The organism is Pseudomonas nitroreducens (assembly GCF_010994165.1).
Taxonomy (GTDB): domain Bacteria; phylum Pseudomonadota; class Gammaproteobacteria; order Pseudomonadales; family Pseudomonadaceae; genus Pseudomonas; species Pseudomonas nitroreducens.
Genome location: NZ_WMBX01000003.1, coordinates 706,356 through 732,851 on the forward strand (window position 1 = coordinate 706,356; position 26,496 = coordinate 732,851).

At 65.9% G+C, this 26,496-nt stretch carries 13 protein-coding genes and 1 riboswitch; of the genes, 5 read left to right on the plus strand and 8 right to left on the minus strand.

Features of this window, described 5'->3' with window-relative positions:
- Window positions 1-87 precede the first annotated feature (87 nt).
- The 5 genes from GJV37_RS16595 to GJV37_RS16615 form a co-directional block, all read right to left on the minus strand.
- Window positions 88-723: an urea amidolyase associated protein UAAP2 gene (locus tag GJV37_RS16595; protein ID WP_193452744.1), complete on the minus strand. Its 636-nt coding sequence runs from the start codon at window positions 721-723 to the stop codon at window positions 88-90.
- Window positions 724-734: 11 nt separating this feature from the next.
- On the minus strand, window positions 735-1,454 hold the full coding sequence (locus GJV37_RS16600; protein WP_193452745.1) for an urea amidolyase associated protein UAAP1: 720 nt from the start codon (window positions 1,452-1,454) through the stop codon (window positions 735-737).
- A 10-nt stretch (window positions 1,455-1,464) separates the two neighbouring features.
- Window positions 1,465-2,409, minus strand: a complete 945-nt coding sequence (locus GJV37_RS16605; RefSeq protein WP_246228358.1) for an ABC transporter ATP-binding protein — start codon at window positions 2,407-2,409, stop codon at window positions 1,465-1,467.
- Window positions 2,406-3,221 (minus strand): ABC transporter permease, encoded by an 816-nt coding sequence (locus GJV37_RS16610; RefSeq protein WP_193452746.1) that lies wholly within the window; start codon window positions 3,219-3,221, stop codon window positions 2,406-2,408. Before GJV37_RS16610 ends, GJV37_RS16605 begins: the two co-directional genes overlap by 4 nt.
- Before the next feature lie 204 nt (window positions 3,222-3,425).
- Window positions 3,426-4,490: a putative urea ABC transporter substrate-binding protein gene (locus GJV37_RS16615; protein WP_193452747.1), complete on the minus strand. Its 1,065-nt coding sequence runs from the start codon at window positions 4,488-4,490 to the stop codon at window positions 3,426-3,428.
- Between the two features lie 57 nt (window positions 4,491-4,547).
- Window positions 4,548-4,646, minus strand: a riboswitch (guanidine-I (ykkC/yxkD leader).
- A 265-nt stretch (window positions 4,647-4,911) separates the two neighbouring features.
- On the opposite strand from GJV37_RS16615, the gene GJV37_RS16620 reads away from it, so the two are divergent.
- On the plus strand, window positions 4,912-5,169 hold the full coding sequence (locus GJV37_RS16620; RefSeq protein ID WP_193452748.1) for a DUF1145 domain-containing protein: 258 nt from the start codon (window positions 4,912-4,914) through the stop codon (window positions 5,167-5,169).
- A 123-nt stretch (window positions 5,170-5,292) separates the two neighbouring features.
- Window positions 5,293-5,460 carry a hypothetical protein gene (locus tag GJV37_RS16625; RefSeq protein WP_156356647.1) on the plus strand — a complete coding sequence of 56 codons (168 nt, stop codon included), beginning with the start codon at window positions 5,293-5,295 and terminating at the stop codon, window positions 5,458-5,460.
- Between the two features lie 68 nt (window positions 5,461-5,528).
- On the opposite strand, the gene GJV37_RS16630 is transcribed toward GJV37_RS16625, so the two are convergent.
- A complete protein-coding gene (locus tag GJV37_RS16630; protein ID WP_024767734.1) occupies window positions 5,529-6,437 on the minus strand; it encodes a LysR family transcriptional regulator in 909 nt (302 codons plus the stop codon).
- Window positions 6,438-6,535: 98 nt separating this feature from the next.
- Between GJV37_RS16630 and GJV37_RS16635 the strand changes: the two genes are divergently transcribed.
- The 3 genes from GJV37_RS16635 to lapD all read left to right on the plus strand — a co-directional run bounded on the left by GJV37_RS16635 (window position 6,536) and on the right by lapD (window position 11,350).
- Entirely contained in the window at window positions 6,536-8,509 is a 1,974-nt protein-coding gene (locus tag GJV37_RS16635) for an alkyl/aryl-sulfatase (RefSeq protein WP_193452749.1), read from the plus strand.
- Between the two features lie 189 nt (window positions 8,510-8,698).
- Window positions 8,699-9,379 (plus strand): cysteine protease LapG, encoded by a 681-nt coding sequence (lapG, locus tag GJV37_RS16640; protein ID WP_169888065.1) that lies wholly within the window; start codon window positions 8,699-8,701, stop codon window positions 9,377-9,379.
- A 27-nt stretch (window positions 9,380-9,406) separates the two neighbouring features.
- On the plus strand, window positions 9,407-11,350 hold the full coding sequence (lapD, locus tag GJV37_RS16645) for a cyclic di-GMP receptor LapD (RefSeq protein ID WP_193452750.1): 1,944 nt from the start codon (window positions 9,407-9,409) through the stop codon (window positions 11,348-11,350).
- 508 nt (window positions 11,351-11,858) lie between these two features.
- Here the strand turns inward: lapD and GJV37_RS16650 are convergent.
- Window positions 11,859-12,188 (minus strand): hypothetical protein, encoded by a 330-nt coding sequence (locus tag GJV37_RS16650; RefSeq protein ID WP_024767779.1) that lies wholly within the window; start codon window positions 12,186-12,188, stop codon window positions 11,859-11,861.
- 116 nt (window positions 12,189-12,304) lie between these two features.
- A complete protein-coding gene (locus GJV37_RS16655; RefSeq protein WP_193452751.1) occupies window positions 12,305-26,392 on the minus strand; it encodes a retention module-containing protein in 14,088 nt (4,695 codons plus the stop codon).
- Between the last annotated feature and the right edge of the window lie 104 nt (window positions 26,393-26,496).

Consider the following 26,496-nt stretch of genomic DNA (forward strand, 5'->3'; position numbering starts at 1 on the left):
CCCGGTTCGCGGGCTGGCGCAGCGTCGCGCTGCACTGGGCGCTGCGGCTCTGGCAGAGCGCGAACAGCCACTGGCGCAGGCGCGCGGTCAGTTCCATACCAGCAGCTCCGCCGGCGTCGGGTTCCAGCCGTTGCAGGGGTTGTTGAGCTGTGGGCAGTTGGAGATCAGGACGATGACATCCATGTGTGCGAGCAGCTCGACGTACTTGCCGGCAGCGGAGATGCCGTCCTCGAAGGTCAGGCCGCCTTCGGTGGTGACCGGCACGTTCATGAAGAAGTTGATGTTGTGGCTGATGTCGGCCTTGCTCAGGCGGCCGTCGTGCAGGCTGGCGCGCAGGAAGTTGTCGCGACAGCTGTGCATGTAGCGCTTGTCCAGGGCGTAGCGCACGGTGTTGCTCTCCTGGGCGCAGGCACCGCCGAGGGTGTCGTGGCGGCCGCAGGTGTCGGCGGTGATGGTCAGCATCGGGTTGCCGAGGTTGGACCAGAGCACGCTGCCGGCGCTGAGGTAGACCTGCCCCTGTTTGCGCAGGGTGCGCTGTACGTCGTAGCGCTCGCGCGGATTGGCGGCGCTGAAGAACAGGGTGTCCACCGCCTGGTTGCCTTCCAGGTCGAGGATGCGCAGGGTCTGCCCGGCCTTGAGTTCGGTGAGGCTGGGTTCGCCGGCCGGGATCAGGGTGCGCGAGACGCAGGCTTCGGGGTGTTTGGCGCTGGGGACGATGGGCATGCTCGCGCTCCTTACAGGTACTGGCGTTCGGTGTTGTGGAAGCCGCGGCCATTCTCCGGGCGGGACGTGCGGCAGAGCACGCTGATGCCATCGGCGGCGACCTGCTGCCAGGTCAGGCCGATGGGCTTGGGTGCGTACTGCGGGTTCGGGTCCAGGGGGTGTTGCAGGGCGGTTAGCACCACCAGCGTGTCCATCGGTGCGTAGAGCTCGACGTAGTCGCCGGCCTTGGAGTTGCCCTGGGCGAAGCGCAAGCAGCCGTCGGCATCGACGTCCACGCGGCTGAACAGGTTCAGGCACATCAGCAGGTCCTGCAGGCGCATGTCCCACTTGCCCATCTCCACCAGCAGGTTGTCCACGCCGTTGCGGTGGAAGCCGTTGCGCAGTTCCTGGTAGCGCCCCTGGCCGTATTTCTCCAGCACTTCGGCGGCGTTCAGCACGCCGCCGAAGCTGTCGTGCCAGCCGCAGCTGTCGGCGGTGATGGCGGCCAGCACGCGGCCCATGTCCGAGTACAGGCAGTGGCCGGCGGTGAGCTTGGCGGTGTGCTGGCATTTGAGGCTGTCGGGCAGGTTCAGCCGCTCGCTTTTCTCGGCGGCGTTGAACAGCAGCAGGCTGACGTTGCCGCCGCCTTCGATGTCGGTCAGGCGCAGCACCTGGCCGCGCTTGAGGACGAAGGAGGTATGGCCGCCGCCGGGGACGGTTTCTTCGTAGAGGGTGGTGCGCAATTCGTTCATGGCGGGCTCCTTAGTAGGCCGGCGTGATCAGCGGGGCGGCGGCCGTTTCCAGGCGCGCGGCGAGCGGTTCGGGCAGGGCGGCGCGGGCGGCCTTGCGGTCGGCGTTGAGCGGGATATCGTAGGTGATGCGGGCGCCGTAGGCGGTGGGCGCCTGCGGGTCGTGGCGGACCTTGTCGAAGACCAGCAGGCGGGTGCCCAGGCTGAAGCCCTCGGCGAGGTCGTGGGTGACCATGAACACGGTGAGCCGGGTTTCCTGCCACAGCTCCAGCAGCAGGGTGTGCATGTCCTTGCGGATGCCGGGGTCGAGTGCGCCGAAGGGTTCGTCGAGCAGCAGCACGCGGGGCTTCATGATCAGCGCCTGGGCAATCGCCAGACGTTGCTGCATGCCGCCGGAGAGGGCGGTCGGATATTGCTGCAGCGCATGGCCGAGGCCGACCCGTTCGAGCAGGGCGGCGGCCTGCTCGCGGGCCTCGCGCTTGGCGTTGCCCAGCAGCCGGCCGAGCAACGGCGAGCGCGGCAACTCCAGGCCAAGGGCGACGTTGTCGAGCACGGACAGATGCGGGAACACCGAGTAGCGCTGGAACACCACGCCACGGCTCGGATCGGGCTCGCCCGGTAGGGGCTGGCCTTCGAGCAGCAGTTCGCCACGGCTGGGGCGCTCCTGGCCGAGCAGCAGGCGCAGGAAGGTGGACTTGCCGCAGCCGGAGGCGCCGACCAGGGTGCAGAACTCGCCTTCCTTTACCGCCAGGTTGAGGCGCTCCAGCACCACGTTGCCGGCATACTCCTGCCAGACGTTCTTCACGTTGATGAAAGGAGTGGCAGCTACTGCGCGTTGCGATTGCTGTGTTGCGCGGTGATCGCAATCCTCATGGACTATGTGTCCACTCCGGTTGCTGCGCTCCGGGCAACTGGCACTCGTAGCGCTCGCTACGCTGCTTGTCTGTCTATCGCTCATGCCTTGCCTCCTTCGTACCAGGGGAAGGCGCGCCGGGTGAGCAGGCGCAGGCCGTAGTCCATCAGCCAGGCCAGCGCAGTGATCCACACCACGTAGGGCAGGATCACGTCCATGGCCAGGTAGCGGCGCACGAGGAAGATGCGGTAGCCCAGGCCGTCGGTGGAGGCGATGGCTTCGGCGGCGATGAGGAACAGCCAGGCCGAGCCGAGCATCAGGCGCAGGGAAATCAGCAGGCGCGGCATCAGTTGCGGCAGCACCACGCGCAGGATCAGCGTCCAGGTGCTGGCGCCCAGGGTCTGCGCCTTGATCAGCAGTTCGCGGGGGATTTCCCTCGCGCGCTGTTCGATGTCACGGGCGATGCAGGGGGCGACGCCGATGACGATCAGCACCACCTTGGACAGCTCGCCGAGGCCGAAGACGATGAACAGCACCGGCAGGATCGCCAGCGGCGGGATCATCGACAGCACGGTGAGCAGCGGCGATAGCGGCGCACCGAACAGCGGCACGCTGCCGGCGGCAATGCCCAGCACCAGGCCGAGCAGGGCGGCGATGCCCAGTCCCATGCCGAGGCGTTGCAGGCTGGCGCCGGTGTCCTGCCAGAACAGCACGTCGCCGGTGCGCTTGTCTTCGCTGAAAGCCAGGCGGTTCACCGCGTCGGCCATCTGCGCGGCGCTGGGCAGCAGCTTGTCGTTGGGGTTCTCCGCCAGCCGCGAGGTGGAGCCCGCGAAGTAGGCGAACAGCAGCAGGGCGAAGGGCAGCAGCACCAGGAACAGACGGCCGCTGCGGTCGGGGGTTCGGTTGATCAGGCGCATGCGTCGTACCTGTTTATTGCGGGCCTTTGGGGCCGTTTACTGCTTTGCGTGAGTTCGTGCCGATGCTTTTCCCTCACCCCAGCCCTCTCCCGGAGGGAGAGGGGGTTGTCCGTGCCGGCGGATGCCAGGGTTTCAACCTGCACCAACCAGTTCCCTCTCCCTCTGGGAGAGGGTTAGGGTGAGGGGCTCTTGCAGGCTCCGGTGTCAGAGCTTTCCCTCAGCCGCCATCTGCACGTAGGTCGGGTCGAAGCGCAGCTTGAGATTCTTCGCGTCGCCGGTGGAAATCCCGCCGGCGAAGCTCATGCCCACCGCGTCGGCGCTTTTCGCGCCTTCGCCGAGCAGGCCGTGGGCGAAGGAGAAGGCCGCGACCTTGTCCATGGTCGCCGGCAGTTTCGGGCTGGTGGCAAAGGCCAGCGCCTCCTGCGGCGTGGCAAACAGCTTGGTGGTGGCGAGCTGGCTCTGGTAGCCGGCGAGGTCGGTGCCCGAGGCCTTGGCCATGTGTTCCAGCGCGGCGCGGGTGTCGGCGCTGTCGCCCTGCATCAGCGCGACGGTCTCGAACCAGGCGCCGGTCAGGGCCTTGCCCAGCGCCGGGTTGTCCTTCAGGACGGCGCTGTTGACCACCATCATGTCCATGATCTCGCCGGGGATCTGGCTGGAGTTGAACACCTCGGTAGTGCCCGGCTTGGTGCGGGCCTCGGCGAGCATCGGGTTCCAGGTGGTCACGGCCTGCACCTCGTCGGTGTTGAAGGCGGCGGCGATGTCGGCGTCGGAGGTGTTCACCGTCTTCACGTCCTTCTCGCTCAGGCGGGCGCTTTCCAGCGCGCGGGCGAGCAGGTAGTGGGAGACCGAGAGCTCCACGAGGTTGACGTTCTGCCCCTTGAGGTCGGCCAGGGTCTTGCCTTCGCCCTTGAGGACGATGCCGTCGTTGCCGTTGGAGAAGTCGCTGACGATCAGCGCGGTGGAGTCGACGCCGCCGGCGGCGGGAATGGTCAGGGCGTCCATGTTGGTCATGGTGCAGCCGTCGAACTGGCCCGCGGTGTACTGGTTGATCGACTCGATGTAGTCGTTGAGCTGGGTGACCTTGATCTCGATGCCGTACTTCTTCGCCCACTTGTCGACGATGCCGTGGCTGGCCGCGTATTCCCAGGGCATCCAGCCGGCGTAGATGGTCCAGCAGAGGTTGAAGCTGTTCTTCGCGGCGGCGGAGGCTGAGAGGCTGAAGGCGGCGAGGCCGGCAGCGAGCAGGGCGGTCAGAAGGGGCTTGCGCATGGAGCATCTCCAGTCGATTGTCGGGCAGGCAGGAGTCGGGCGGCACGTGTCGCTCTCGTCTCCCGGGCTTTTGTCCCGCCGTGTAACCTCGCTGGAGGTCGATGACTCTCGGACCAGTCACTCGCTTGGCGAGCCGGAACCCTAGTCATCCATTTCAGATTGTGGTGCCGCTGTCCGAGTGCTTCGGATCGTTCCTGCACAGGCGAAATAAAGCGAGCGGCGTGCCAAGTCGGCGAAAGTGCCGGGGCAGAAGGGCTACGGTGGAGTGGTGGATGTTTTTCGGTGCACGCGAGGGCGTTCGCCTGCCCTCAAATGAAGCGTGGCGCCGCTTCCTGGTGCGCGGGCCAGTCGAAAGGCAGGAGCGTGGCGGGCGTGGCCGGCGGCAGACTGCTGCGACCTTCACCTTGAGGAATCCATCGCCATGTCCGAGTTGCTGAGCTTTGCCAAGGGCGCGCTGACCATGTTCTGGCTCGCCGCCGTGCTCAACCTGATCTATCCGTTCGGCGAGTTGCATCGCCCGCTGCTGTGGCTCTCCGCGATCCTGCTGGTGGTGCATGTGGGCGAGGTGCTGTTGCTGGCGCGTCGGCGTTCGGTCACCGAGAAGGTGCAGGTGCTGCTGTTTAGCGTGCTGCATCTGCAAAGCCGCAAGGTTCGCCGTCTGGAAACTGTAAACGGCTGATTTACCCAAGCTTTACCTTTCGACGCGGCACCGTGTTCTGAGCGGAATGTCTGATCTTGCGAGACCGGAAGAATGTACGCCCCGCATCCCGGCGGGGCGGCCGGCTCGCTTGATGGAGGCGCCATGCGTCGTTTCTTCGCTGCTGTACTGATGATCCTTCCGTTGACCGGCTGCGTGGTCTACGAGCATGACCACGACCGTGGAGGCTGGCGCGATCGCCCGCACTATTATCGCCCTGCGCCGCCACCGCCGGCGTACTACGGTGGCCCCTACCAGGGCTGGCACCGGTGAGTTGCCGGTTCGATCGGAGCGTGGGGCCGATGGCTATCGCTGCGCTCCACGCCCTCCTGCGGAAGCACTCATGACGCGGCATTGAATGCCGCGTCTTCCTCCAGCAACAGCTCGACGAACTGGCTGGCCGCCGGCGACAGGCTACGGCCGGCGTGCCGCACCAGCGCGTAGGCTGAGCCGCGCCCGGCCACTTCGCCATTGGGCCAGGGCAGCACGGCGAGCCTGCCAGCCTGGACATCGGCGGCGACCACGTCCCAGGTCGCGAGGCAGAGCACGTCGCTGCCCTTCACCAACTCCTTGAGCATCAGCACGTCATCGCATTGCACGCTCAACGGTTGTGCGCGGCCCAGGATGCGCGAGAGTCCCTCGTGGGCGTCGCGGGGCAGGCGAGGCCCCGCCAGCGGATAGCTGAGCACGCTGTCGAGCGAGGGTTGGCCGGCCATCAGCGGATGCCCTGGCCGGCAGAACAGCACGCCGCGGTGCTCGCGCAGCGGCAGAATCTCGAGGCGACTGTCGCCCTCCAGTTCGCGGTAGTCGGCGACGAACAGCTCCAGCTCGTCATCCAGCAGGCGCTGCTGCAATTCGCCCCAGTTTTCGATGGACAGCAGGATCGACACCTTCGGGTGGGCGCTGCTGTAGCGCGCCAGTACCTGGGGCAGCAGTCGCGCGCCGGGGAAGGGGCCGGCACCCAGGCGCAGCTCGCCGGTTTCCAGGTCCGCCAGTTGCAGCACCGCGTTCTTCAGCGCGCGATCGCCGGCCAGCAGGCGGCGGGCATGCTCCAGTACCAGCCGGCCGTGGGCGGTGAGGGTGACGCCGCGCGGGTTGCGGTCCACCAGCTGGCAGTTCAGCTGGCCCTCCAGCGCCTGGATACTGCGCGACAGGGCGGGTTGGCTAAGATTCACCGCATCGGCGGCACGGGCGAAGTGGCCGTGCTCGGCGAGGGCGACGAAGTGGCGTAGCTGACGGAGATCGCTCATGCGCTTCCTGCATCGATTTTGAAATTGGAATGCATTGGAATTATTAGCGCGACGGCCGGCATAGTGCGAGCACAACAACAAATACCGGAGCCTTCCGAATGTCCCGTCTTTCCGCTGCCCTCCTGCTGGCCGGTCTCTGCCCCGGCCTGCTGATCGCCGCCGAGCAGCCCAAACCGCCGACCTCCTTCACCGAAGCCGCCCAGGAACAGGTGCGCCAGACGCTGCCGTTCAGCGATCGCGCCGACTTCGACCGGGTGGAGAAGGGCCTGATCAAGCGCCCCGACAACCTGGTGATCAAGAACGATGACGGCAGCGTCGCCTGGCAACTGGGCGACTACGACTTCATCAAGGCCGCGAAAGACCTGGGCAGCGTCAACCCCAGCCTGATGCGCCAGGCGCAGCTGAACCTGTCCTACGGGCTGTTCAAGGTCACCGACGGCATCTACCAGGTACGCGGCTACGACCTGGCCAACACCACCTTCATCGAGGGTAATACCGGCTGGATCGTCATCGACACCCTGACCACTCCGGCGACCTCCAAGGCTGCCTACGCCCTGGTGAGCCAGGAGCTGGGGCAGAAGCCGATCCGCGCGATCATCTACAGCCATGCCCATGTCGACCACTTCGGCGGGGTGAAGGGCCTGGTCAGCCAGGAGCAGGTGGACAAGGGCGAGGTGCAGATCATCGCGCCCAAGGGCTTCATGGAGGCGGCGATCAAGGAAAACGTCATGGCCGGCAACGCCATGATCCGCCGTGCCACCTACCAGTACGGCACCGTTCTGCCCAAGGGCCCGCAGGGGCAGGTCGACATGGCCATCGGCAAGGGCGTGGCACACGGCCCGCTGAGCATCATCGCGCCGACGAAACTGATCGATGGCGAGCTGCAGGACCTGGAAATCGACGGCGTGCCCTTCACCTTCCAGAACACCCCGGGCACCGAATCGCCGGCGGAAATGAACGTCTGGCTGCCGCAGCAGAAGGCGTTGCTGATGGCCGAGAACGTCACCGCCACCCTGCACAACCTCTATACCCTGCGCGGTGCCGAGACGCGCGACCCGCTGGGGTGGAGCAAGTACATCAACGAGGCGCTGCACCGTTTCGGCGACAAGGCCGAGGTGATGTTCGCCGTGCACAACTGGCCGCGCTGGGGCCACGAGGACATCGTCCGCACGCTGGAGAAGCAGCGTGACATGTACGGCTACCTGAACGACCAGACCCTGCACCTGGCCAATAACGGGGTGACCATCAACCAGATCCACGAGCGCCTGAAGGTGCCGCCGGAGCTGGCCAACGAGTGGTTCAACCGTGGCTACCACGGCAGCGTCAGCCACAACGTGCGTGCGGTGGTGAACAAGTACCTGGGCTACTACGACAGCAATCCGGCGACGCTGAACCCGCTGGCGCCGGAGGATTCGGCGAAGAAGTACGTCGAGTTCATGGGCGGTGCCGATCACCTTTTGCAGATGGCCAAGGCCTCGTTCGACAAGGGTGAATACCGCTGGGTGGTGGAGGTGGTGAACAAGCTGGTCTTCGCGGACCCGACCAACCAGGCCGCGCGCAACCTGCAGGCGGACGCCCTGGAGCAGCTCGGCTACCAGGCGGAGAACGCCGGCTGGCGCAACAGCTACCTGGTTGCCGCGCAGGAGCTGCGCAACGGCGTACCGCGGAACCTGCCATCGCTGCGCGTCAGCAATCCCGATGCGCTGGCGGCCATGGATACCGGCCTGCTGTTCGACTACCTCGGCGTGCGGATGAATGCGCAGAAGGCCGAAGGCGAGGACTTCAGCATCAACCTGGTGCTGCCGGACAAGAACGAGCAGTACCTGCTGGAGCTGAAGAACTCGCACCTGAACAACATCAAGGGCGTGCAGAGCGAAAACGCCGGGCAGACCGTGACCATCGACCGCGCCGACCTCAACCGCCTGATGCTCAAGGAGGTCTCGCCGGTGCGCCTGGTGTTCGAGGGCAAGCTCAAGAGCTCGGGCAACCCGCTGTTGCTGGCGAAGTTATTCGGCCTGCTTGATGACTTCGACTTCTGGTTCGACATCGTGACCCCGCCCGAAAAGAGCTGAACGCGCTCCCCTCTCCGGCGCGGCTGACATCCCTCCAGGCCGCGTCATCCGGTGATGGCACAATGCAGTGATTGCATTGTGCCATTGTTTTTTTCGCGCCCAGTCTGCACCATGCGACCCCTGCGCCTGCAGCTGGTTGTCGGCGCTCGCAGTCGAGTAGTCGCGATCGTGTTCAGCCGTTGTTCGAGGATGTTGCGCCGTTGCTGGCCAGGGTCGTTGGCCCTGGTGCTGGTCGCATCGTTCGTCCTGGCGGGCGCACAGCAGGTCGAGTGGGATTTCAAGCTGATCAGCGAGCAGTCCGCGCGCCTATACGGTCCGCTGGGCGATGGCCAGGTGCGTATCGATGCCTGGCAGAAAATGCTCGCGGAGCAGTCCACTGCTGCAGAACGCGACCAGCTGCAGGCGGTCAATCGCTTCTTCAACGACCAGCTGCGCTTTACCGACGACCTCAGCCTCTGGCACGAGGTGGACTACTGGGCCACGCCGGTCGAGGCGCTGCTCAAGGGCGCCGGCGATTGCGAGGACTTCGCCATCGCCAAGTACATCAGCCTGCGACATCTGGGCGTGCCGGCGCAGAAGCTGCGCATTACCTACGTCAAGGCATTGCGTTTGAACCAGGCGCATATGGTGCTGACTTACTACCCGAGGCCCGATGCCGTGCCACTGGTGCTGGACAACCTGATCGGCAGCATCCTGCCGGCCAGCCAGCGCAGCGACCTGCAGCCGGTGTACGCCTTCAACGGCGAGGGCCTGTGGCTCGCCGGCAGCGGCGCGGGTGGCGGCAAGCAGGTGGGCGACAGCAAGCGGCTGTCGCGCTGGCAGGACCTGTTGAAAAAGATGAAGGCCGAAGGATTCCCTTCGAACGAATAGCTCCTCTGGGGGGAGCCTGGAGACACGATGTCCCTGTTCAAACAGTTGTTGATCGCCATCTGCCTGTTCCTGGTGGTCGCTTTCAGCGGCAGCTTCATGGTCAGCCTGGAAAGCTCGCGCGAGCAGTACGGCAACCAGCTGCGCTCCCACGCCCAGGACGCGGCCACCGCGCTGGGCCTGTCGCTGACGCCGAACATCGACGACCCGGCGATGGTCGAGCTGATGGTCAGCTCGATCTTCGACAGTGGCTACTTCGAGAGCATCCGTGTGATCGACCTGGCCTCCGGCAAGGTCATGGTCGAGCGTACCGGGGTGCCCGACGCGGTGGCGGCCAAGGTGCCGCAGTGGTTCATTTCTCTGATCGACCTGCACTCGGCCGGCGGCGATGCCATCGTCAGCCGCGGCTGGACCCAGGCCGCACGGGTCGAGGTGCTCAGCCACCCGATGTTCGCCATCGCCAAGCTCTGGCAGAGCGCCCTGGGCAGCCTGCTCTGGCTGGTACTGTGCGGCATCGCCAGCGCCGTGCTCGGCGCCATCCTGCTGCGCCGCCAGCTGAAGCCGCTGGACTACATGGTGGAGCAGTCGCACGCCATCGCCCGCCGCGAGTTCCTCAGCCTGCCGGAGCTGCCGCGCACCCCTGAACTGCGCCGTGTGGTGCAGGCGATGAACCAGATGGTGGAGAAGCTCAAGGCGCTGTTCCAGGAACAGGCCCAGCGCAGCGAACGCCTGCGCGACGAGGCCTACCAGGACAGCCTGACCGGGCTGGGCAACCGGCGCTTCTTCGACATGCAGCTGCACAACCGACTGAGCGCCGAGGATCAGGTCAGCAGCGGCGTGCTGCTGGTGCTGCGGGTCAACGACCTCGCCGGACTCAACCAGCGCCTGGGCGGCCAGCGTGTCGACCAGTTGCTCAAGGCCGTGGCGGACCAGCTGCGCCTGGCCGGGCAGGGCCTGGGTGCCGGCCTGACCCTGGCGCGCAGCCGCGGCGGCGAGTTCGTCATGCTGGCGCCAGGGCTGATGCCCGAGGACGCACCGGCGCTGGCGATGCGCCTGGAAGGCATGCTGGCCGCGCTGGTCTCCACCGGCGCCAGCGATGTGAGCCCGGTGGCGTGCCTGGGGCTGGTGCCTTTCGTTTCCGGCGAATCGGCGCAGGCATTGTTGCAGCGCGCCGATGAGGCGCTGGTGCAGGCCGAACGACAGAACGACAGCTGCTGGGCCTTCCTCCAGGGCGGGGCGAAACCGGTCGCGGAGGAGCGCCACACCTGGCACCAGTTGCTGGACGAAGCGCTGGTGCACAAGCGCTTCCAGCTGCATTTCCAGGCAGTGGTGTCCTGCGCCGATCCGCAGGTCGTGCTGCACTACAAGGTGCTCTCGCGCCTGCCGGACGGGCAGGGCGGCAGCATCGCCGCCGGGCGCTTCCTGCCCTGGCTGGACCGCTTCGGCTGGACCGCGCGGCTGGACCTGCTGATGCTCGAAAGCGTGCTGGCCGACATGGCCAGGCACAATCGCCCGCTGGCGCTGAACCTGTCCGCCGCGTTGCTGCGTGACGAGTGGGCGACCACCCGGGTATTCGACCTGCTGAGGCAGCATCCGCAGTTCGCCGGGCGCCTGACCCTGGAGCTGGAGGAAGACCAGTTGCCGGCACAAGCGGTGCTGGAGGTGCTGACCCGTCGCCTTGGCGAGCTGGGTTATCGCCTGAGCCTGCAGCACTTCGGTGGGCGCTTCAGCATGATCGGCAACCTGGCTCGTCTGGGCCTGGCTTATCTCAAGGTGGACGGCAGCCACATCCGCCACATCGACCAGGAGAACGACAAGCGCCTGTTCATCGAGGCGATGCAGCGGGCCGCGCACAGCATCGACCTGCCGCTGATCGCCGAGCGCGTGGAGACGGCCGGGGAGTTCCGGGTGCTGAAAGAGATGGGGATTCAGGGCGTGCAGGGGCAGTTGTTCGGTGGGCCGGCGCCCTGGTGATCGACGGCGGGGCGGGGTGCTTTTCGTAGCGGACTTTGTCCGCGATGCTGTTGCCCGAGCTTCGTTGTTTCTGCGCCGCTTCGGCGTACGCGTGGACTTTCTGTTTCGCCCCCTCGGGCGACCTCCTTTGGCAAACGACGGATGGCCGCCCCACCCAAAGTAGGCAAAGGTCTTGCCCCTCCATCCGGTTTTTCGCTTAGGCGAAAAATACCCTCGTTGAACCGAAGTTTCAGGGGCACGCCACGACGGGCCATCCCTGGCCCATCGTGGCTCTCGCGACATCCATGCCGCTCAATCCCTGAAACTCGCTTCAACGAGGCCTCCTGAAAGGGGCAGTCCGGAGTGCGCTGATGTTTCTCTGGAAGTCTTCAGAGCCAAAGCTAATACGGAGCTGCTTTCTGTAAGAGCGAGCTTGCTCGCGAACCTGGCCTCGCAGCGGAGCTTGTTCGCGAGCAAGCTCGCTCCTACAGGGGATGCCGCGTGACCGTCGCGCAAAGGAAAACGGGGCTCAGATCAGCCCCGTTTCCTCGTCGTCGTTGATCAGCCGCGTCAGCCCGCCCAGGGCTTCCCGCGCCTGGGTCCGGTTGAGCAGTTTCGAGCGCGCCGCCGGCGGCAGGTCGGTGATGCGGATCACGCCCTTGGTGATCAGCACCGAGATCAGGTCTTCCAGTACCCGGATCATGTCCAGATCGCTCTGCTTGAGCTGCAGCAGGCTGCTTTCGGCCGCCCAGGCCTGGATGTCCGGATGGTCCGCCGGCAGCGTGCCGGTGGCGCCTTCGAATTCGGCGTCCTCGACGCGCGCCACTTTTCCCTCGGCGTTGCGCTGGATGTACAGCATCGACCCGTCCCCATTTATCGTGATGTGAAGGAGCGACAGCGGAACCACCCCGAAGGGTGGCCCCGCTGTCGCCGTGTCAGAGCCTGACCGTTTGGCAGCCTTGCGGCAACCGCGGATCAGTGATGCTCAGTCTTGACCACCGGGTCGGAACCCGCCACCAGCTTGTTGACGATCTCGGTGGAGGTCGAGCCGTAAGCGGAGAGCTCGACGCCGCTCAGCTTGATGGTGACGTCCGCGGCACCGCCATTGTTGATCTGCCCGGTGGTGCTCACCTGCAGGGTCGAGGTCGTGGTGTCCACCTTCAGGTAGCTGAGGATGTCGTTGTGCGCGGTCTCCGGCAGCAGGTCGCTGATATCGATGCGGTCGCCTTCACCAGCCTTGAAGTCGGTGATGGTGTCGTTGCCGATATCGCCGGCTCGCCAGATGAAGGTGTCGGCACCCGCACCGCCGGTGAGGATGTCGTTGCCCTTGCCGCCGATCAGGATGTCGTCACCCGCGCCGCCGTTGAGGATGTCGTTGCCCTCGTTGCCCACCAGCAGGTCGTTGCCGGCATCACCGTTGAGGGTGTCGTTGCCTGCGCCGCCATACAGCGAGTCATTGCCGTTGCCACCGTTGAGGGTGTCGTTGCTGGTACCGCCGTAGATGATGTCGTGGCCGTTGCCGCCGCTGAGGGTGTCGCTGCCGTCCAGGCCGTGCAGCAGGTCGTTGTTGTTGCTGGCCGTGGTGCTGGTGGTGGTGGCGACGGTGACGGAGAGGGTGCCGCTGGTGCTGGCAGTGCTGCCGTCGGACTCGGTGGCAATGGCGGTGACGTTCAGGTTCAGCGTGCCGGTGTAGTTCACCGCGGTGAGCAGCTGCAGGTCGTGCAGTTGCGCCTCGGTGAAGGTCCAGGTGTCGGCGCCGGTCTTGGTCCCCGCCGTGAATGCTGCATCGGTCGGCACACCGCTGATCTTCACGCTCAGGCTCTCGGAGCCATCGGTGTCGGTCAGGCCGGTGGTCAGGGCGATGTCCACGGCCGAGCCGTAGGTCTTGCCGCCGAAGGTCACGGTGGTGTTGCTGATGGCCAGGCTGGAGTCCTTGCCATTGTCACCACCGTTGAGCACCAGCCAGTCGAAGTGGTAGTTGCCGCTCTGGGTCGCGGTGAAGCTCTGGATGCCGTTGCCGTTCACGCTGGCGCCCAGCTGTTCCGAGGAGGTCACCTGGATGACCTGCCTGGCGCCGGTGGGGGCGGTGACGACCAGGGCAACGATGTCGTTGAAGCCGTCCTGGATTTCGCTGACGGTGTTCTCGCCGTTGGTGAAGGCCCAGGTGAAGTTGATCTTGCTGCCAGCGGTGAGGCTGTAGTCCGAGCTGGTCAGAGCGCCGTCGATCACCGTGACGTTGCCCGGATCGTTCAGCGCGCCCTTGGGCGGGTCGATGGCGTTGAGGGCGTTGTTGGACAGGCCGGTTTCCTGCTCCAGCACGGCGCGGGTGACTTCCTGGGTGGTGCTGATGGTTACCGCACCCGGGTTGAGCTGGAAGATGCTGCCGCTGATCAGCTGCGGTGCATCGGCCACCGGGCTGACACTGACCGCGACGGTGCTGGTGGCGGTGCCGCCATGGCCGTCACTGACGGTGTAGCTGATGGTGTCGTTGCCGCTGAAGTTGGTCTTGGGCGTGTAGCTGAGAGTACCGTCGGTGTTGATCACTACGCTGCCGTTGCTGGCGCTGGCGGCGCTGACGGTGAGTTTGTCGCCGTCCACGTCGGTGTCATTGGCCAGTACGTCGATCTTGACCGACGTGTCTTCCTTGGTGGTGGCGGTGTCGGCCACCAGGGTTGGCGCGTCGTTCACCGCGGTGACGCCCACGGTGACGGTCGCGGTGCTGGTGCCGCCGTGGCCGTCGCTGATGGTGTAGGTGAAGCTGCCGGTACCGTTGAAGTCCTTGTTCGGCGTGAACACGACGTTGCCGCCGTCCAGCTTGACGGTGCCGTTCACCGCGCCCTGGACGCTGAGGATCGACAGGCTGTCGCCGTCTACATCACTGTCGTTACCCAGCAGGGTTTTCGGCGCGATGGTCAGCGGGGTGTCTTCATTGGTCACCAACTCGCCCACGGCGTGGGTCAGCGCGGTGCCGCCGACGGTTGCGTAGGTACCGCCCTGCGGACGCATCTCGACCTGCAGTTGGGCCTGGCCGCCTTGATCCCAGTAGACGATCTCGATGCTGTGGTTACCGCTCTGGGCGATGGTGAACACCGCCGATTCGCGGCCTGTCGGGCTCTGGTTCGCGTCGTAGCGGAAGACTTCCACGCCGTCGATCTTGATGCTGAAGCCATCGTCGGCGTTGACCCGCAGCTGGTAGTTGCCGGCGTTGAGATTGATTGCGCCGGTCAGCTGGATGATCGCGTCGGAGGTGTTCGCCGGGTCGGTGTTCAGCGAACCGGCGTCATTGCCCAGGAATTTCTGCAGGTTGCCGTCGCCGCCCAGGTCGCCGCCGCTGAGGTTGTAGTTCAGCGAAGTGGCGGTAAAGGTCGCGGCGGCGGCCTTGCCGGCGATAAAGGCTGCTACCTGGCTGAGGCTGGTGAGGTTGGCGCCATCGGCGCCTTCGCGGTAGCCCCAGTAGTTGCCTTGCAGACCGCTGAGGGTGAAGTTGTCGTTCACGGCCACCGGATTGTCGTTCACCGGGGTGACGTTGAGGGTGATCTTGTTCAGCGTAGCGTCGAAGGCGCCGTTGCTGTCCTTCACCGAGAAGGTGAAGTTGGCGTAGTTGTTGCCGTTGGCGTTGGCCGCCGGGGTGAAGACCAGCTTGCCGAGGTCGGCGGCGTCGATCACCTGGCCGGCAGTCACGGCGGTGCCGTTGAGCTTCAGGCTGCCGTTGGCGGGCAGGCTGTCGATGCGCACGGCGCTGAGGGCGTCGTTGTGGTCGACGTCGCTGAAGCCGAAGTCGGTCGCGCTGAAGCTGCGGCTGCTGTCTTCGTCGAGGGTGATGGTCTTGTCGGCGCCGTTGGGCGCGTCGTTGGCGCCATTGACGGTGATGGTCACGGTGGCCGGTGCGCTGACCGCACCCTCGGCGTCCTTCGCCGTGTAGGTGAAGGTCACCTGGCGGCTCTCGCCCGGAGCGAGAGAGTCGAAGTCGGTACCGGGGTTGAACACGTAGCTGCCGTTGGCGTTGAAGGTCAGGCTGCCGTTGCCGCTGCCCACCCCTTGTACCAGCGCGTAGCCATTGGGGTTGACCGAGCTGTCGATATCGGTCGCCACCGGTACCTGGCTGCTGAGGGTGGTGTTCTCGCCGGTGGATTTGGTGTCGTTCTTGGCTTCGGGGGCATCGTTGACCGGGGTGACGTTGACGTTCACCACGGAGTCGGCGAAGCCGCCTTTACCGTCGCTGACGCGGACGGTGAAGCTGTCCGGGCCGTTGTAGTCCTTGGCCGGCGTGTAGGTGTAGTCGCCGGTGGCTGTGTTGAGCGCCAGTGTGCCATGGGCCACGCCGGTTTTTACGGCATAGCTCAGGGTGTCGCCATCGACGTCGCTGGCGACGATCTTGCCGGCAAGGGCGGTGTCCTCGGCGGTGGTCTTGGACTGGTCGGCGGTGGTCGGTGCGTCGTTGACCGGGGTGACGTTGACGTTCACCACGGAGTCGACGAAGCCGCCTTTACCGTCGCTGACGCGGACGGTGAAGCTGTCCGGGCCGTTGTAGTCCTTGCTCGGGGTATAGGTGTAGTCGCCGGTGGCGGTGTTGAGCACCACGGTGCCATGAGCGGCCTGGCTCTGGAATGCATAGCTGAGAGTGTCGCCATCGACATCGGTGGCGACGATCTTGCCGGTCAGCGCGGTGTCTTCGGCGGTGGTCTTGGACTGGTCGGCAGTGGTCGGCGCGTCGTTGACCGGGGTGACGTTGACATTCACCACGGAGTCGGCGAAGCCGCCTTTACCGTCGCTGACGCGGACGGTGAAACTGTCCGGGCCGTTGTAGTCCTTGGCCGGCGTGTAGGTGTAGTCGCCGGTGGCTGTGTTGAGCGTCAGTGTGCCATGGGCCACGCCGGTTTTTACGGCATAGCTCAGGGTGTCGCCATCGACGTCGCTGGCGACGATCTTGCCGGCAAGGGCGGTGTCCTCGGCGGTGGTCTTGGACTGGTCGGCGGTGGTCGGTGCGTCGTTGACCGGGGTGACGTTGACGTTCACCACGGAGTCGACGAAGCCGCCTTTACCGTCGCTGACGCGGACGGTGAAGCTGTCCGGGCCGTTGTAGTCCTTGCTGGGGGTATAGGTGTAGTCGCCGGTGGCGGTGTTGAGCACCAGCGTGCCATGGGCTGTGCCGCTCTGGACGGTATAGCTCAGGGTGTCGCCATCGACATCGGTGGCGACGATCTTGCCGGTCAGCGCGGTGTCTTCGGCGGTGGTCTTGGACTGGTCGGCAGTGGTCGGCGCGTCGTTGACCGGGGTGACGTTGACGTTCACCACGGAGTCGGCGAAGCCGCCTTTACCGTCGCTGATGCGGACGGTGAAGCTGTCCGGGCCGTTGTAGTCCTTGGCCGGCGTGTAGGTGTAGTCGCCGGTGGCGGCATTCACCGTCACGCTGCCGTGGGCCGGTGTGGCACCGGCTTTCACGGCGTAGCTGAGGGTGTCGCCATCGACGTCGCTGGCGACGATCTTGCCGGTCAGCGGGGTGTCTTCGGCAGTGCTCTGGTTCTGGTTGGCACTGGTCGGCGCATCGTTCACCGGGTACACGGTGACGTTGAGGTCGACGGTGCGGGTCGCCGCATCGTTGTTGCTGCTTTCGGTCGCCGTGGCGCTGACTTCCAGCTTGATGGTGCCGTTGAAGTCGGCCGGCGGAGTCAGGGTCAGGGTGTCGAGGTTCCAGCCCTTGAGGTCGACGCTGCTGTGGGTAGCGTCGGCGGTGAAGCTGTTCTTGCCGTCGCTCAGGGTGGCGCCGACCGGGATCTTGCCGATGCTGATCGACAGGGTCTCGGAGCCGTCGGTATCGACCAGCGAAGCCTTGATCTTCGACAGGTTGATCGCGCTGTCTTCGTTGCCTTCGTTGAGGCCGAACACCTTGTAGTGGCTCTGGCCGCTGCTGCCGGTCAGGTCGGTCAGGCGCTCGCCGCCCGCGGTCAGCTCACTGGTGTCGTGGTAGACCTGCGCGCTGCCGGTGCCCAGTACCTGCGCGGCGCTGCCATTGTCGGAGATGCTCAGGGTGTAGTTGCCCGGGCCACTCTGGTTGTGCTGGTAGAGCGCGATAGGGTAGTAGCCGCTCTCGGTCGGGGTGAAGGTGCCGCTGAATTTGCCGCTGCTGCCGACCCAGGTGGCCTCGGCGACGGTGCTGCCCCCGATCACCAGGCGCACGCTGTCATCGCCCACGCCGGTGAAGGTGTAGGTGTGGCCGGCTTCCAGGAAGATCAGGCCACTGACCTTGGTGGCGGTGCCGGCGGTGACGTCGATGTTGCGCACGCTGTCGGTGGAGCCGTGGGTGGTCGGCGTGCCGGCTGCGTCGATCTTCGCCTGCAGGTCGGCCGGCGATGCACCGTTGCCGCCATTGCCCAGGGCCAGGCCGGTCCAGGTGTCCACGGTCAGGCCGGTGGCTTTCGGGTGGCTGCTGCTGCCGTCCAGGCTCAGGTTCGGCTTGTCCGCCACGGCCTCGATGCTCACCGCCACGGTGGAGGTGGACGTGCCGCCTTTGCCATCGCTGATGGTGTAGGTGATGGTGTCGGAGCCGCTGAAGTTCTCCTTCGGCGTGTAGCTCAGGCTGCCGTCCTGGTTGATCACCACGGTGCCGTTGCCGGCGCTGGCGCCGGTGACGATCAGGGCGTCGTGTTCGGCATCGGTGTCGTTGCCCAGAACGTCGATGCGGATCGCGGTGTCTTCGTTGGTGTGCGCGGTGTCCGGCACGGCAACCGGGTTGTCGTTGGTGCCGGTGACGGTGATGGTGATGGTCTGCGGATCGCTCAGCGCGCCATTGTTGTCCTTCGCCTGGTAGGTGAAGGTGACGCTCTCGCTCTGGCCGGCGGCCAGGTGATCGAAGGCGGTACCGGGGGTGAAGGTGTAGCTGCCATCGGTGTTGAAGGTCAGCGAACCTTTGCCCTGTGCCACGTCGGTGGCCAGTTGATAACCCGCGATGGTGCCGTCGACGTCGGTGGCAACCGGGACCTGGCCGTGCAGAACAGTGTTCTCTTCGGTGGTCTGGGTGTCGGCGTAGGCGACCGGCTTGTCGTTGGTGCCGGTGACGGTGATGGTGATGGTCTGCGGGTCGCTCAGCGCACCGTTGTTGTCCTTCGCCTGGTAGATGAAGGTGACGTTCTCGCTCTGGCCCTGGGCCAGGTGATCGAAGGCGGTGCCCGGGTTGAAGGTGTAGCTGCCGTTGGCGTTGAAGGTCAGCGTGCCCTTGCCGGCGGCGACGTTGGTCGCCAGCTGGTAGCTCGCGATGGTGCCGTCGATGTCGGTCGCAGCCGGTACATGGCCGTTCAGCACGGCGTTTTCGTCGGTGGTGACGGTATCGCCGAAGGCGAGCGGCTTGTCGTTGGTACCGATGATGTTCACGGTCACCGTGGCGCTGGTGCCATCGGCAGCCTTGACGGTGAAGGTGTCGGTCAGGGTCTGGCCCTGTTTCAGCTCGTTGTAGGCGCTGCTGGCGACGTAGGTCCAGTTGCCATCGGTACCGAGATTGAAGGTGCCGTACTTGCCGGCGACGTTGCTCTGGGCCTGGAAGCTGGCCGGGCCGTCGACGTCGGTGATGTTCAGCTTGCCGCCGGTGCTGATCGGCGCGTCGGTTTCATTCACGTCGCGCGAGCTGACACCGCTGATGACGGCGGCGTCGTTGCTGCCGGTAACCACGATAGTGATGGTCTGCGGACCGCTCACGGCTCCGTTGTTGTCCTTCGCCTGGTAGGTGAAGGTGACGTTCTCGCTCTGGCCGGCGGCCAGGTGGTCGAAGGCGGTGCCCGGGTTGAAGGTGTAGCTGCCGTCCTCGTTGAAGGCCAGGGTGCCCTTGCCCTGGGCGAGATTATTGACCACCTCGTAGCGAACGATGGTGCCGTCGACATCGGTGGCGACCGGGACCTGGCCGTGGAGAACGGTGTTCTCTTCGGTGGTCTGGGTATCGGCGAAGGCCACCGGCTTGTCGTTGGTGCCGTTGATGGTGACGGTGACGCTGGCGCTGGTGCCGTCGGCGGCCTTCACGGTGAAGGTCTCGGTGAGCTTGTCGCCGACTTTCAGTTCGTTGAAGGCCGAGTTGGCGACATAGGTCCAGGTGCCGTCGGTGCCGAGGTTGAAGGTGCCGTGCAGGCCGACGACGTTGCTCTGCGCCTGGAAGCTGGCCGCGCCGTCGATGTCGGTGACATCGAGCTTGCCGCCGAGGGTGACCGGAGCGTCGGTCTCGTTGGCGCTGCCGCTGGTCTGGCCGGTGATTACCGCCGCGTCATTGGCGCCGGTGACGGTAATGGTGATGGTCTGCGGGTCGCTCAGCGCGCCGTTGTTGTCCTTCGCCTGGTAGGTGAAGGTGACGTTCTCGCTCTGGCCGGCGGCCAGGTGGTCGAAGTCGCTGCCCGGATTGAAGGTGTAGCTGCCATCGCTGTTGAAGGTCAGCGAACCTTTGCCCTGTGCCACGTCGGTGGCCAGTTGATAACCCGCGATGGTGCCATCGACATCGGTGGCGACCGGAACCTGGCCATCGAGAACGGTGTTCTCCTCGGTGGTCTGGGCATCGGCGAAGGCCACCGGCTTGTCGTTGGTGCCGGTCACGGTGATGGTGATGGTCTGCGGGGCGCTCAGGGCGCCGTTATTGTCCTTCGCCTGGTAGGTGAAGGTGACGTTCTCGCTGGCGCCAGCGGCCAGGTGGTCGAAGGCGGTACCCGGATTGAAGGTGTAGCTGCCGTTGGCATTGAAGGTCAGCGTGCCTTTGCCTTGCGCCACGTCGGTGGCCAGCTGGTAGCTGACGACGGTGCCATCGACATCGCTGGCGGCCGGAACCTGACCGTTGAGCACGGTGTTCTCTTCGGTGCTGGCGACATCGGCCGAGGCGACCGGGGCATCGTTGGTGCCGTTGATGGTGACGGTCACGGTGCTGCTGGTGCCGTCGGCGGCCTTCACGGTGAAGGTGTCGGTGAGCTTGTCGCCGACGCCCAGCTCGTTGTAGGCGCTGTTGGCGGTATAGGTCCAGCTGCCGTCGGTGCCGAGGTTGAAGGTGCCGTGCAGGCCGGCGACGTTGCTCTGTGCCTGGAAGCTGGCCGGGCCGTCGATGTCGGTGACATCGAGCTTGCCGCCGAGGGTGACCGGGGCGTCGGTCTCGTTGGCGCTGCCGCTGGTCTGGCCGGTGATCACCGCCGCGTCATTGGTGCCGGTGACGGTAATGGTGATGGTCTGCGGGTCGCTCAGGGCGCCGTTGTTGTCCTTCGCCTGGTAGGTGAAGGTGACGTTCTCGCTCTGGCCGGCGGCCAGGTGGTCGAAGTCGCTGCCCGGATTGAAGGTGTAGCTGCCATCGCTGTTGAAGGTCAGCGCCCCTTTGCCCTGTGCCACGTCGGTGGCCAGTTGATAACCCGCGATGGTGCCATCGACATCGGTGGCGACCGGAACCTGGCCATCGAGAACGGTGTTCTCCTCGGTGGTCTGGGCATCGGCGAAGGCCACCGGCTTGTCGTTGGTGCCGGTCACGGTGATGGTGATGGTCTGCGGGTCGCTCAGGGCGCCGTTGTTGTCCTTCGCCTGGTAGGTGAAGGTGACGTTCTCGCTGGCGCCAGCGGCCAGGTGGTCGAAGGCGGTACCCGGATTGAAGGTGTAGCTGCCGTTGGCATTGAAGGTCAGCGTGCCTTTGCCTTGCGCCACGTCGGTGGCCAGTTGGTAGCTGACGACGGTGCCGTCGACATCGCTGGCGGCCGGAACCTGACCGTTGAGCACGGTGTTCTCTTCGGTGTTGGCGACGTCGGCCGAGGCGACCGGGGCATCGTTGGTGCCGTTGATGGTGACGGTCACGGTGCTGCTGGTGCCGTCGGCGGCCTTCACGGTGAAGGTGTCGGTGAGCTTGTCGCCGACGCCCAGCTCGTTGTAGGCGCTGTTGGCGGTATAGGTCCAGCTGCCGTCGGTGCCGAGGTTGAAGGTGCCGTGCAGGCCGGCGACGTTGCTCTGGGCCTGGAAGCTGGCCGCGCCGTCGACGTCGGTGACAGTCAGTTGGCCGCCGGTGGTGATCGGTGCATCGGTCTCATTGACGCTCACGCTGGCCACGCCGCCGATGACGGCCGGGTCGTTGGTCCCGGTGACGGTGATGGTCAGGGTCTGGGTATCGGTCGCACCGTGCTCGTCGGTGACGATGTACTTGACCACGATGTCCTTGGTCTCGCCTTCGGCGAGGGACTGGTAGGCCGGGTTCTTGCCGTCGAAGGTCCAGCTGCCGTCGGTCTTCAGGGTGAAGCCGGCCGGCGGGTTGCCGGAGACGCTGAAGCTCAGCTTGGCGCCATCGTCCACGTCGGTGGCGGTGAGCTGGCCCTTGCTGACCTGGTCTTCCACTGCCGCAGCGGTGGCAGCATCAGCGCGCGGAGCATCGTTGGTGCCGGTGACGGTGATCACCAGGAAACTCTGGGTGCTCGCGCCGTGTTCGTCGGTGACGGTGTAGGGAACGTTGATGACCTGCACCGCACCAGCCTTCAGGTGCTGGTAGGCGGCATCGCTGGCGTCGAAGCTCCACTTGCCGTCGCTGCCCAGGGTCAGGCCGGCCGGGGCGGCCTGGTTGAGGCTGAAGGTCAGCTGGGCGCCGTTGTCGACGTCGATGGCCTTGAGCTCGCCGCTGATCTGCGCGTCTTCGCGGACGAAGGTCAGCGAGGGCAGGGCGATCGGCGTGTCGTTGGTGCCGGTAACGGTCAGGGTCAGGGTGTTGGTGCTGGTGGCGCCGTGTTCGTCGGTGACGGTGTAGTCGATCGACAGGACCTTGGTCTCGCCGGCGGCGAGGCTCTGGTAGGCCGGGTTCAGGCCGTTGAAGGCCCAGGTGCCGTCCTTGAGCAGGGTGAAGCCGGCCGGCGCCTTGTCGTTGAGGCTGAAGCTGAGCTTGGCGCCGTCGTCCACGTCGGTGGCGACCAGTTTGCCGAAGCTGAGCTTGTCTTCCGTGCCCGCTGCGCTGGCAGCCTGGGCCACCGGCGCATCGTTGGTGCCGGTGATGGTGATGGTCAGGCTGCTGGAGCTGGTGGCGCCGTGTTCATCGGTGACGGTGAACGGCACCTGGATGGTCTGGGTGGCACCGGCTTTCAGGTGCTGGTATTCGCTGACGCTGGCATCGAAGGACCACTTGCCGTCGGCATCGACGCTGAAGCCGGCCGGGGCAGTCTTGTCCAGGGTGTAGGTGAGCTTGGCGCCATCGTCGGCATCGGTGGCGGCGAGTTGGCCGCTGATCTGCGCGTCTTCCTTCACGGCGCCGCTGGTGGCGCTGGCCACCGGCGCGTCGTTGCTGCCGGTAATGGTGATGGTGATGGTCTGCGGGTCGCTCAGCGCGCCGTTGTTGTCCTTCGCCTGGTAGGTGAAGGTGACGTTCTCGCTCTGTCCGACGGCCAGGTGGTCGAATGCGGTGCCGGGGGTGAAGGTGTAGCTGCCATCGGCGTTGAAGGTCAGCGAGCCTTTGCCCTGGGCGATATCGCTGGTCAGCTGGTAGCTGGCGATGGTGCCGTCGACATCGGTGGCGGCCGGAACCTGGCCCTGGAGAACGGTGTTCTCTTCAGTGGTGGCGGTGTCGGCGTAGGCGATGGGCGCGTCGTTGGTCCCGGTGACGGTGATGGTCAGGGTCTGGGTATCGGTCGCACCGTGCTCGTCGGTGACGATGTACTTGACCACGATGTCCTTGGTCTCGCCTTCGGCAAGGGACTGGTAGGCCGGGTTCTTGCCGTCGAAGGTCCAACTGCCGTCGGTCTTCAGGGTGAAGCCGGCCGGCGGGTTGCCGGAGACGCTGAAGCTCAGCTTGGCGCCATCGTCCACGTCGGTGGCGGTGAGCTGGCCCTTGCTGACCTGGTCTTCCACTGCCGCAGCGGTGGCGGCATCAGCGCGCGGGGCATCGTTGGTGCCGGTGACGGTGATCACCAGGAAACTCTGGGTGCTCGCGCCGTGTTCGTCGGTGACGGTGTAGGGAACGTTGATGACCTGCACCGCACCAGCCTTCAGGTGCTGGTAGGCGGCATCGCTGGCGTCGAAGCTCCACTTGCCGTCGCTGCCCAGGGTCAGGCCGGCCGGGGCGGCCTGGTTGAGGCTGAAGGTCAGCTGGGCGCCGTTGTCGACGTCGATGGCCTTGAGCTCGCCGCTGATCTGCGCGTCTTCGCGGACGAAGGTCAGCGAGGGCAGGGCGATCGGCGTGTCGTTGGTGCCGGTAACGGTCAGGGTCAGGGTGTTGGTGCTGGTGGCGCCGTGTTCGTCGGTGACGGTGTAGTCGATCGACAGGACCTTGGTCTCGCCGGCGGCGAGGCTCTGGTAGGCCGGGTTCAGGCCGTTGAAGGCCCAGGTGCCGTCCTTGAGCAGGGTGAAGCCGGCCGGTGCCTTGTCGTTGAGGCTGAAGCTGAGCTTGGCGCCGTCGTCCACGTCGGTGGCGACCAGTTTGCCGAAGCTGAGCTTGTCTTCAGTGCCCGCTGCGCTGGCAGCCTGGGCCACCGGCGCATCGTTGGTGCCGGTGATGGTGATGGTCAGGCTGCTGGAGCTGGTGGCGCCGTGCTCATCGGTGACGGTGAACGGCACCTGGATGGTCTGGGTGGCACCGGCTTTCAGGTGCTGGTATTCGCTGACGCTGGCATCGAAGGACCACTTGCCGTCGGCATCGACGCTGAAGCCGGCCGGGGCAGTCTTGTCCAGGGTGTAGGTGAGCTTGGCGCCATCGTCGGCGTCGGTGGCGGCGAGTTGGCCGCTGATCTGCGCGTCTTCCTTCACGGCGCCGCTGGTGGCGCTGGCCACCGGTGCATCGTTGGTGCCGTTGATGGTCACGGTCACGGTGCTGCTGGTGCCGTCGGCGGCCTTCACGGTGAAGGTGTCGGTGAGCTTGTCGCCGACATTCAGCTCGTTGTAGGCGCTGTTGGCGGTGTAGGTCCAGGTGCCGTCGGTGCCGAGATTGAAGGTGCCGTGCAGGCCGGCGACGTTGTTCTGGGCCTGGAATGTGGCCGGGCTGTCGACGTCGGTGATATCGAGTTTGCCGCCGAGGGTCAGCGGGGCGTCGGTTTCATCGGCGCTGCCGCTGGTCTGGCCGGTGATCACCGCCGCGTCGTTGGTGCCGGTGACGGTGATGGTGATGGTCTGCGGGTCGCTCAGCGCGCCATTGTTGTCCTTCGCCTGGTAGGTGAAGGTCACGTCGCGGGTCTCGCCCTCGGCGAGGCTGTCGAAGTCCTTGCCGGGGTTGAAGCTGTAGCTGCCGTCCGGATTGAAACTCAGGCTGCCGTTGCCCTGGCCGACGTCAGTGGTCAGTTGGTAGCCGGTGACGCTGCCGTCCACGTCGCTGGCGGCCGGAACCTGGCCATTGAGAACGGTGTTCTCCTCGGTGGAGGCGGTGCCCGGCTGGGCAACCGGCGCATCGTTGGTGCCGGTGACGGTGATGGTGATGGTCTGCGGGTCACTCAGCGCACCGTTGTTGTCCTTCGCCTGGTAGGTGAAGGTCACGTCGCGGGTCTCGCCCTGGGCGAGGCTGTCGAAGTCCTTGCCGGGATTGAAGCTGTAGCTGCCGTCCGGATTGAAGCTCAGGCTGCCGTTGCCCTGGCCGACGCCAGTGGTCAGCTGGTAGCCGGTGACGCTGCCGTCCACGTCGCTGGCGGCCGGAACCTGGCCGTTGAGCACGGTGTTCTCTTCGGTGGTGGCAGCGCCCGGCAGGGCGACCGGCGCGTCGTTGGTGCCGGTCAGGGTCACGGTAAGCGTGGCGGTGCTGGTGGCGCCGTGCTCGTCGGTGACGGTGTAGGGCACCTGCACCACCTGGGTCTCGCCCTCGGCCAGGTGCTGGTAGGCCGGGTCCTTGCCATCGAAGGTCCAGCTGCCGTCCGGCTTCAGGGTGAAGCCCGCCGGCGGGTTGCCGTTGGTGGTGAAGGTGAGGGTGCTGCCGGTGTCGCGGTCGGTGGCCACCAGTTGGCCGCCGATCACGCTGTCCTCGGTGACGCTGGCCTGGCCATCCTGGGCGACCGGCGTGTCGTTGGCGCCCTGCACGTTGATGGTGATGACGCGGGTGTCGGTAGCGCCGGACGGGTCGGTCACGGTCACGGTGAAGCTTTCGCTCGGGTTCTGCCCCTGGGGCAGGGCGTTCACCGCATTGGCGTCGACCACATAGGTGTAGCTGCCGTCGGCGTTGACGGTCAGTTCACCGTAGGCGCCCTTGGCGCTGCCGCTCCAGGTCAGGTTGGTGTCGTCGACGTCGGTGGCGGTCAGTTGACCCTTGATCTCGGCGAAGCTGTCGTTGGCGGCGGTGTCGGTGACGGTGCTGGTATAGGTGCCAGTAGCCACCGGAGCGTCGTTCACCGGGGTGATGCCGACGTTCACCACCAGGGTGCTGGTAGCGCCACGGGCGTCGGTGACGATCACGGTGAAACTGTCGGCGCCGTTGTAGTCGCCGTTCGGGTTGTACTGCCAGGTGCCGTTGGGATTGAGCACCAGCAGGCCATTGGCCGGGGCCTGGCCGACGCTGTAGCTGATGGTGTCGCCATTCGGATCGCGGGCGGCGAAGGTGCCCGTGAGCAGGGTGTCCTCGGCGGTGGTGAGGTTCAGCACACCGTTGCTGCCTTCGCTGAATTCGGGCGCGAGGTTGGGCGGCAGGTCGCCCTGGCGCTCGTCGCCGGCGGAGCCACCGTTGTCCAGACCGGCGGTGGTGTAGCCGATGTTCGGGTCGACGTGCCCGGCGGTGGCATCGAGCATCACGAAGCTGTGACCGCCACCGACGCCGCCATTGCCACCTGCCGACGGAGCGGCACTGGGGCCCGCCGCGGTAGGGGCGAGGGCCTGGGTCGGGTCGAGGCCGGCGGCGATGGCCTTCTGCAGGTCCTCGGTGCTCGGAGCGTTGGCCGGCTGCGCGGCTGCGTGGTGCGTCTCGGCCTGCGGCAGGTCGGCGCTGCTCCACTGGCTGTCCCGGCCCAGGTCCACCAGCTTGCCCTTGCCGACGTCGAGCGTCACCGCTCCTGCGGCGCCGGTGAGCAGCTGTTCGCCCTGGTAGATGCGGTCACCTTCGACCAGGACGCGCTGGACGCCCTCGGGGGATACCGCAATCACTTGGCCGATGATGCTTTTCACGACGGCGACGACGCTGCTCATGCACTTCTCCTGGTGAGGCTTGCCTGGTTGCCGACCGGGCCGCATGGAGGTCGGCGCCAGGGGCATTCCCTTGTCTGTAAGAGCAAAAACTTGGCGTCAAAAAC

Coding starts and splice junctions, on each gene's coding strand:
- GJV37_RS16595 (WP_193452744.1), bottom strand. CDS start 723: ATGCCCATCGTCCCCAGCGCCAAACACCCCGAAGCCTGCGTCTCGCGC.
- GJV37_RS16630 (WP_024767734.1), bottom strand. CDS start 6,437: ATGAGCGATCTCCGTCAGCTACGCCACTTCGTCGCCCTCGCCGAGCAC.
- lapD (WP_193452750.1), top strand. CDS start 9,407: ATGTCCCTGTTCAAACAGTTGTTGATCGCCATCTGCCTGTTCCTGGTG.
- GJV37_RS16615 (WP_193452747.1), bottom strand. CDS start 4,490: ATGCGCAAGCCCCTTCTGACCGCCCTGCTCGCTGCCGGCCTCGCCGCC.
- GJV37_RS16635 (WP_193452749.1), top strand. CDS start 6,536: ATGTCCCGTCTTTCCGCTGCCCTCCTGCTGGCCGGTCTCTGCCCCGGC.
- GJV37_RS16655 (WP_193452751.1), bottom strand. CDS start 26,392: ATGAGCAGCGTCGTCGCCGTCGTGAAAAGCATCATCGGCCAAGTGATT.
- GJV37_RS16620 (WP_193452748.1), top strand. CDS start 4,912: ATGTCCGAGTTGCTGAGCTTTGCCAAGGGCGCGCTGACCATGTTCTGG.
- GJV37_RS16605 (WP_246228358.1), bottom strand. CDS start 2,409: ATGAGCGATAGACAGACAAGCAGCGTAGCGAGCGCTACGAGTGCCAGT.
- GJV37_RS16600 (WP_193452745.1), bottom strand. CDS start 1,454: ATGAACGAATTGCGCACCACCCTCTACGAAGAAACCGTCCCCGGCGGC.
- GJV37_RS16610 (WP_193452746.1), bottom strand. CDS start 3,221: ATGCGCCTGATCAACCGAACCCCCGACCGCAGCGGCCGTCTGTTCCTG.
- lapG (WP_169888065.1), top strand. CDS start 8,699: ATGTTGCGCCGTTGCTGGCCAGGGTCGTTGGCCCTGGTGCTGGTCGCA.
- GJV37_RS16625 (WP_156356647.1), top strand. CDS start 5,293: ATGCGTCGTTTCTTCGCTGCTGTACTGATGATCCTTCCGTTGACCGGC.
- GJV37_RS16650 (WP_024767779.1), bottom strand. CDS start 12,188: ATGCTGTACATCCAGCGCAACGCCGAGGGAAAAGTGGCGCGCGTCGAG.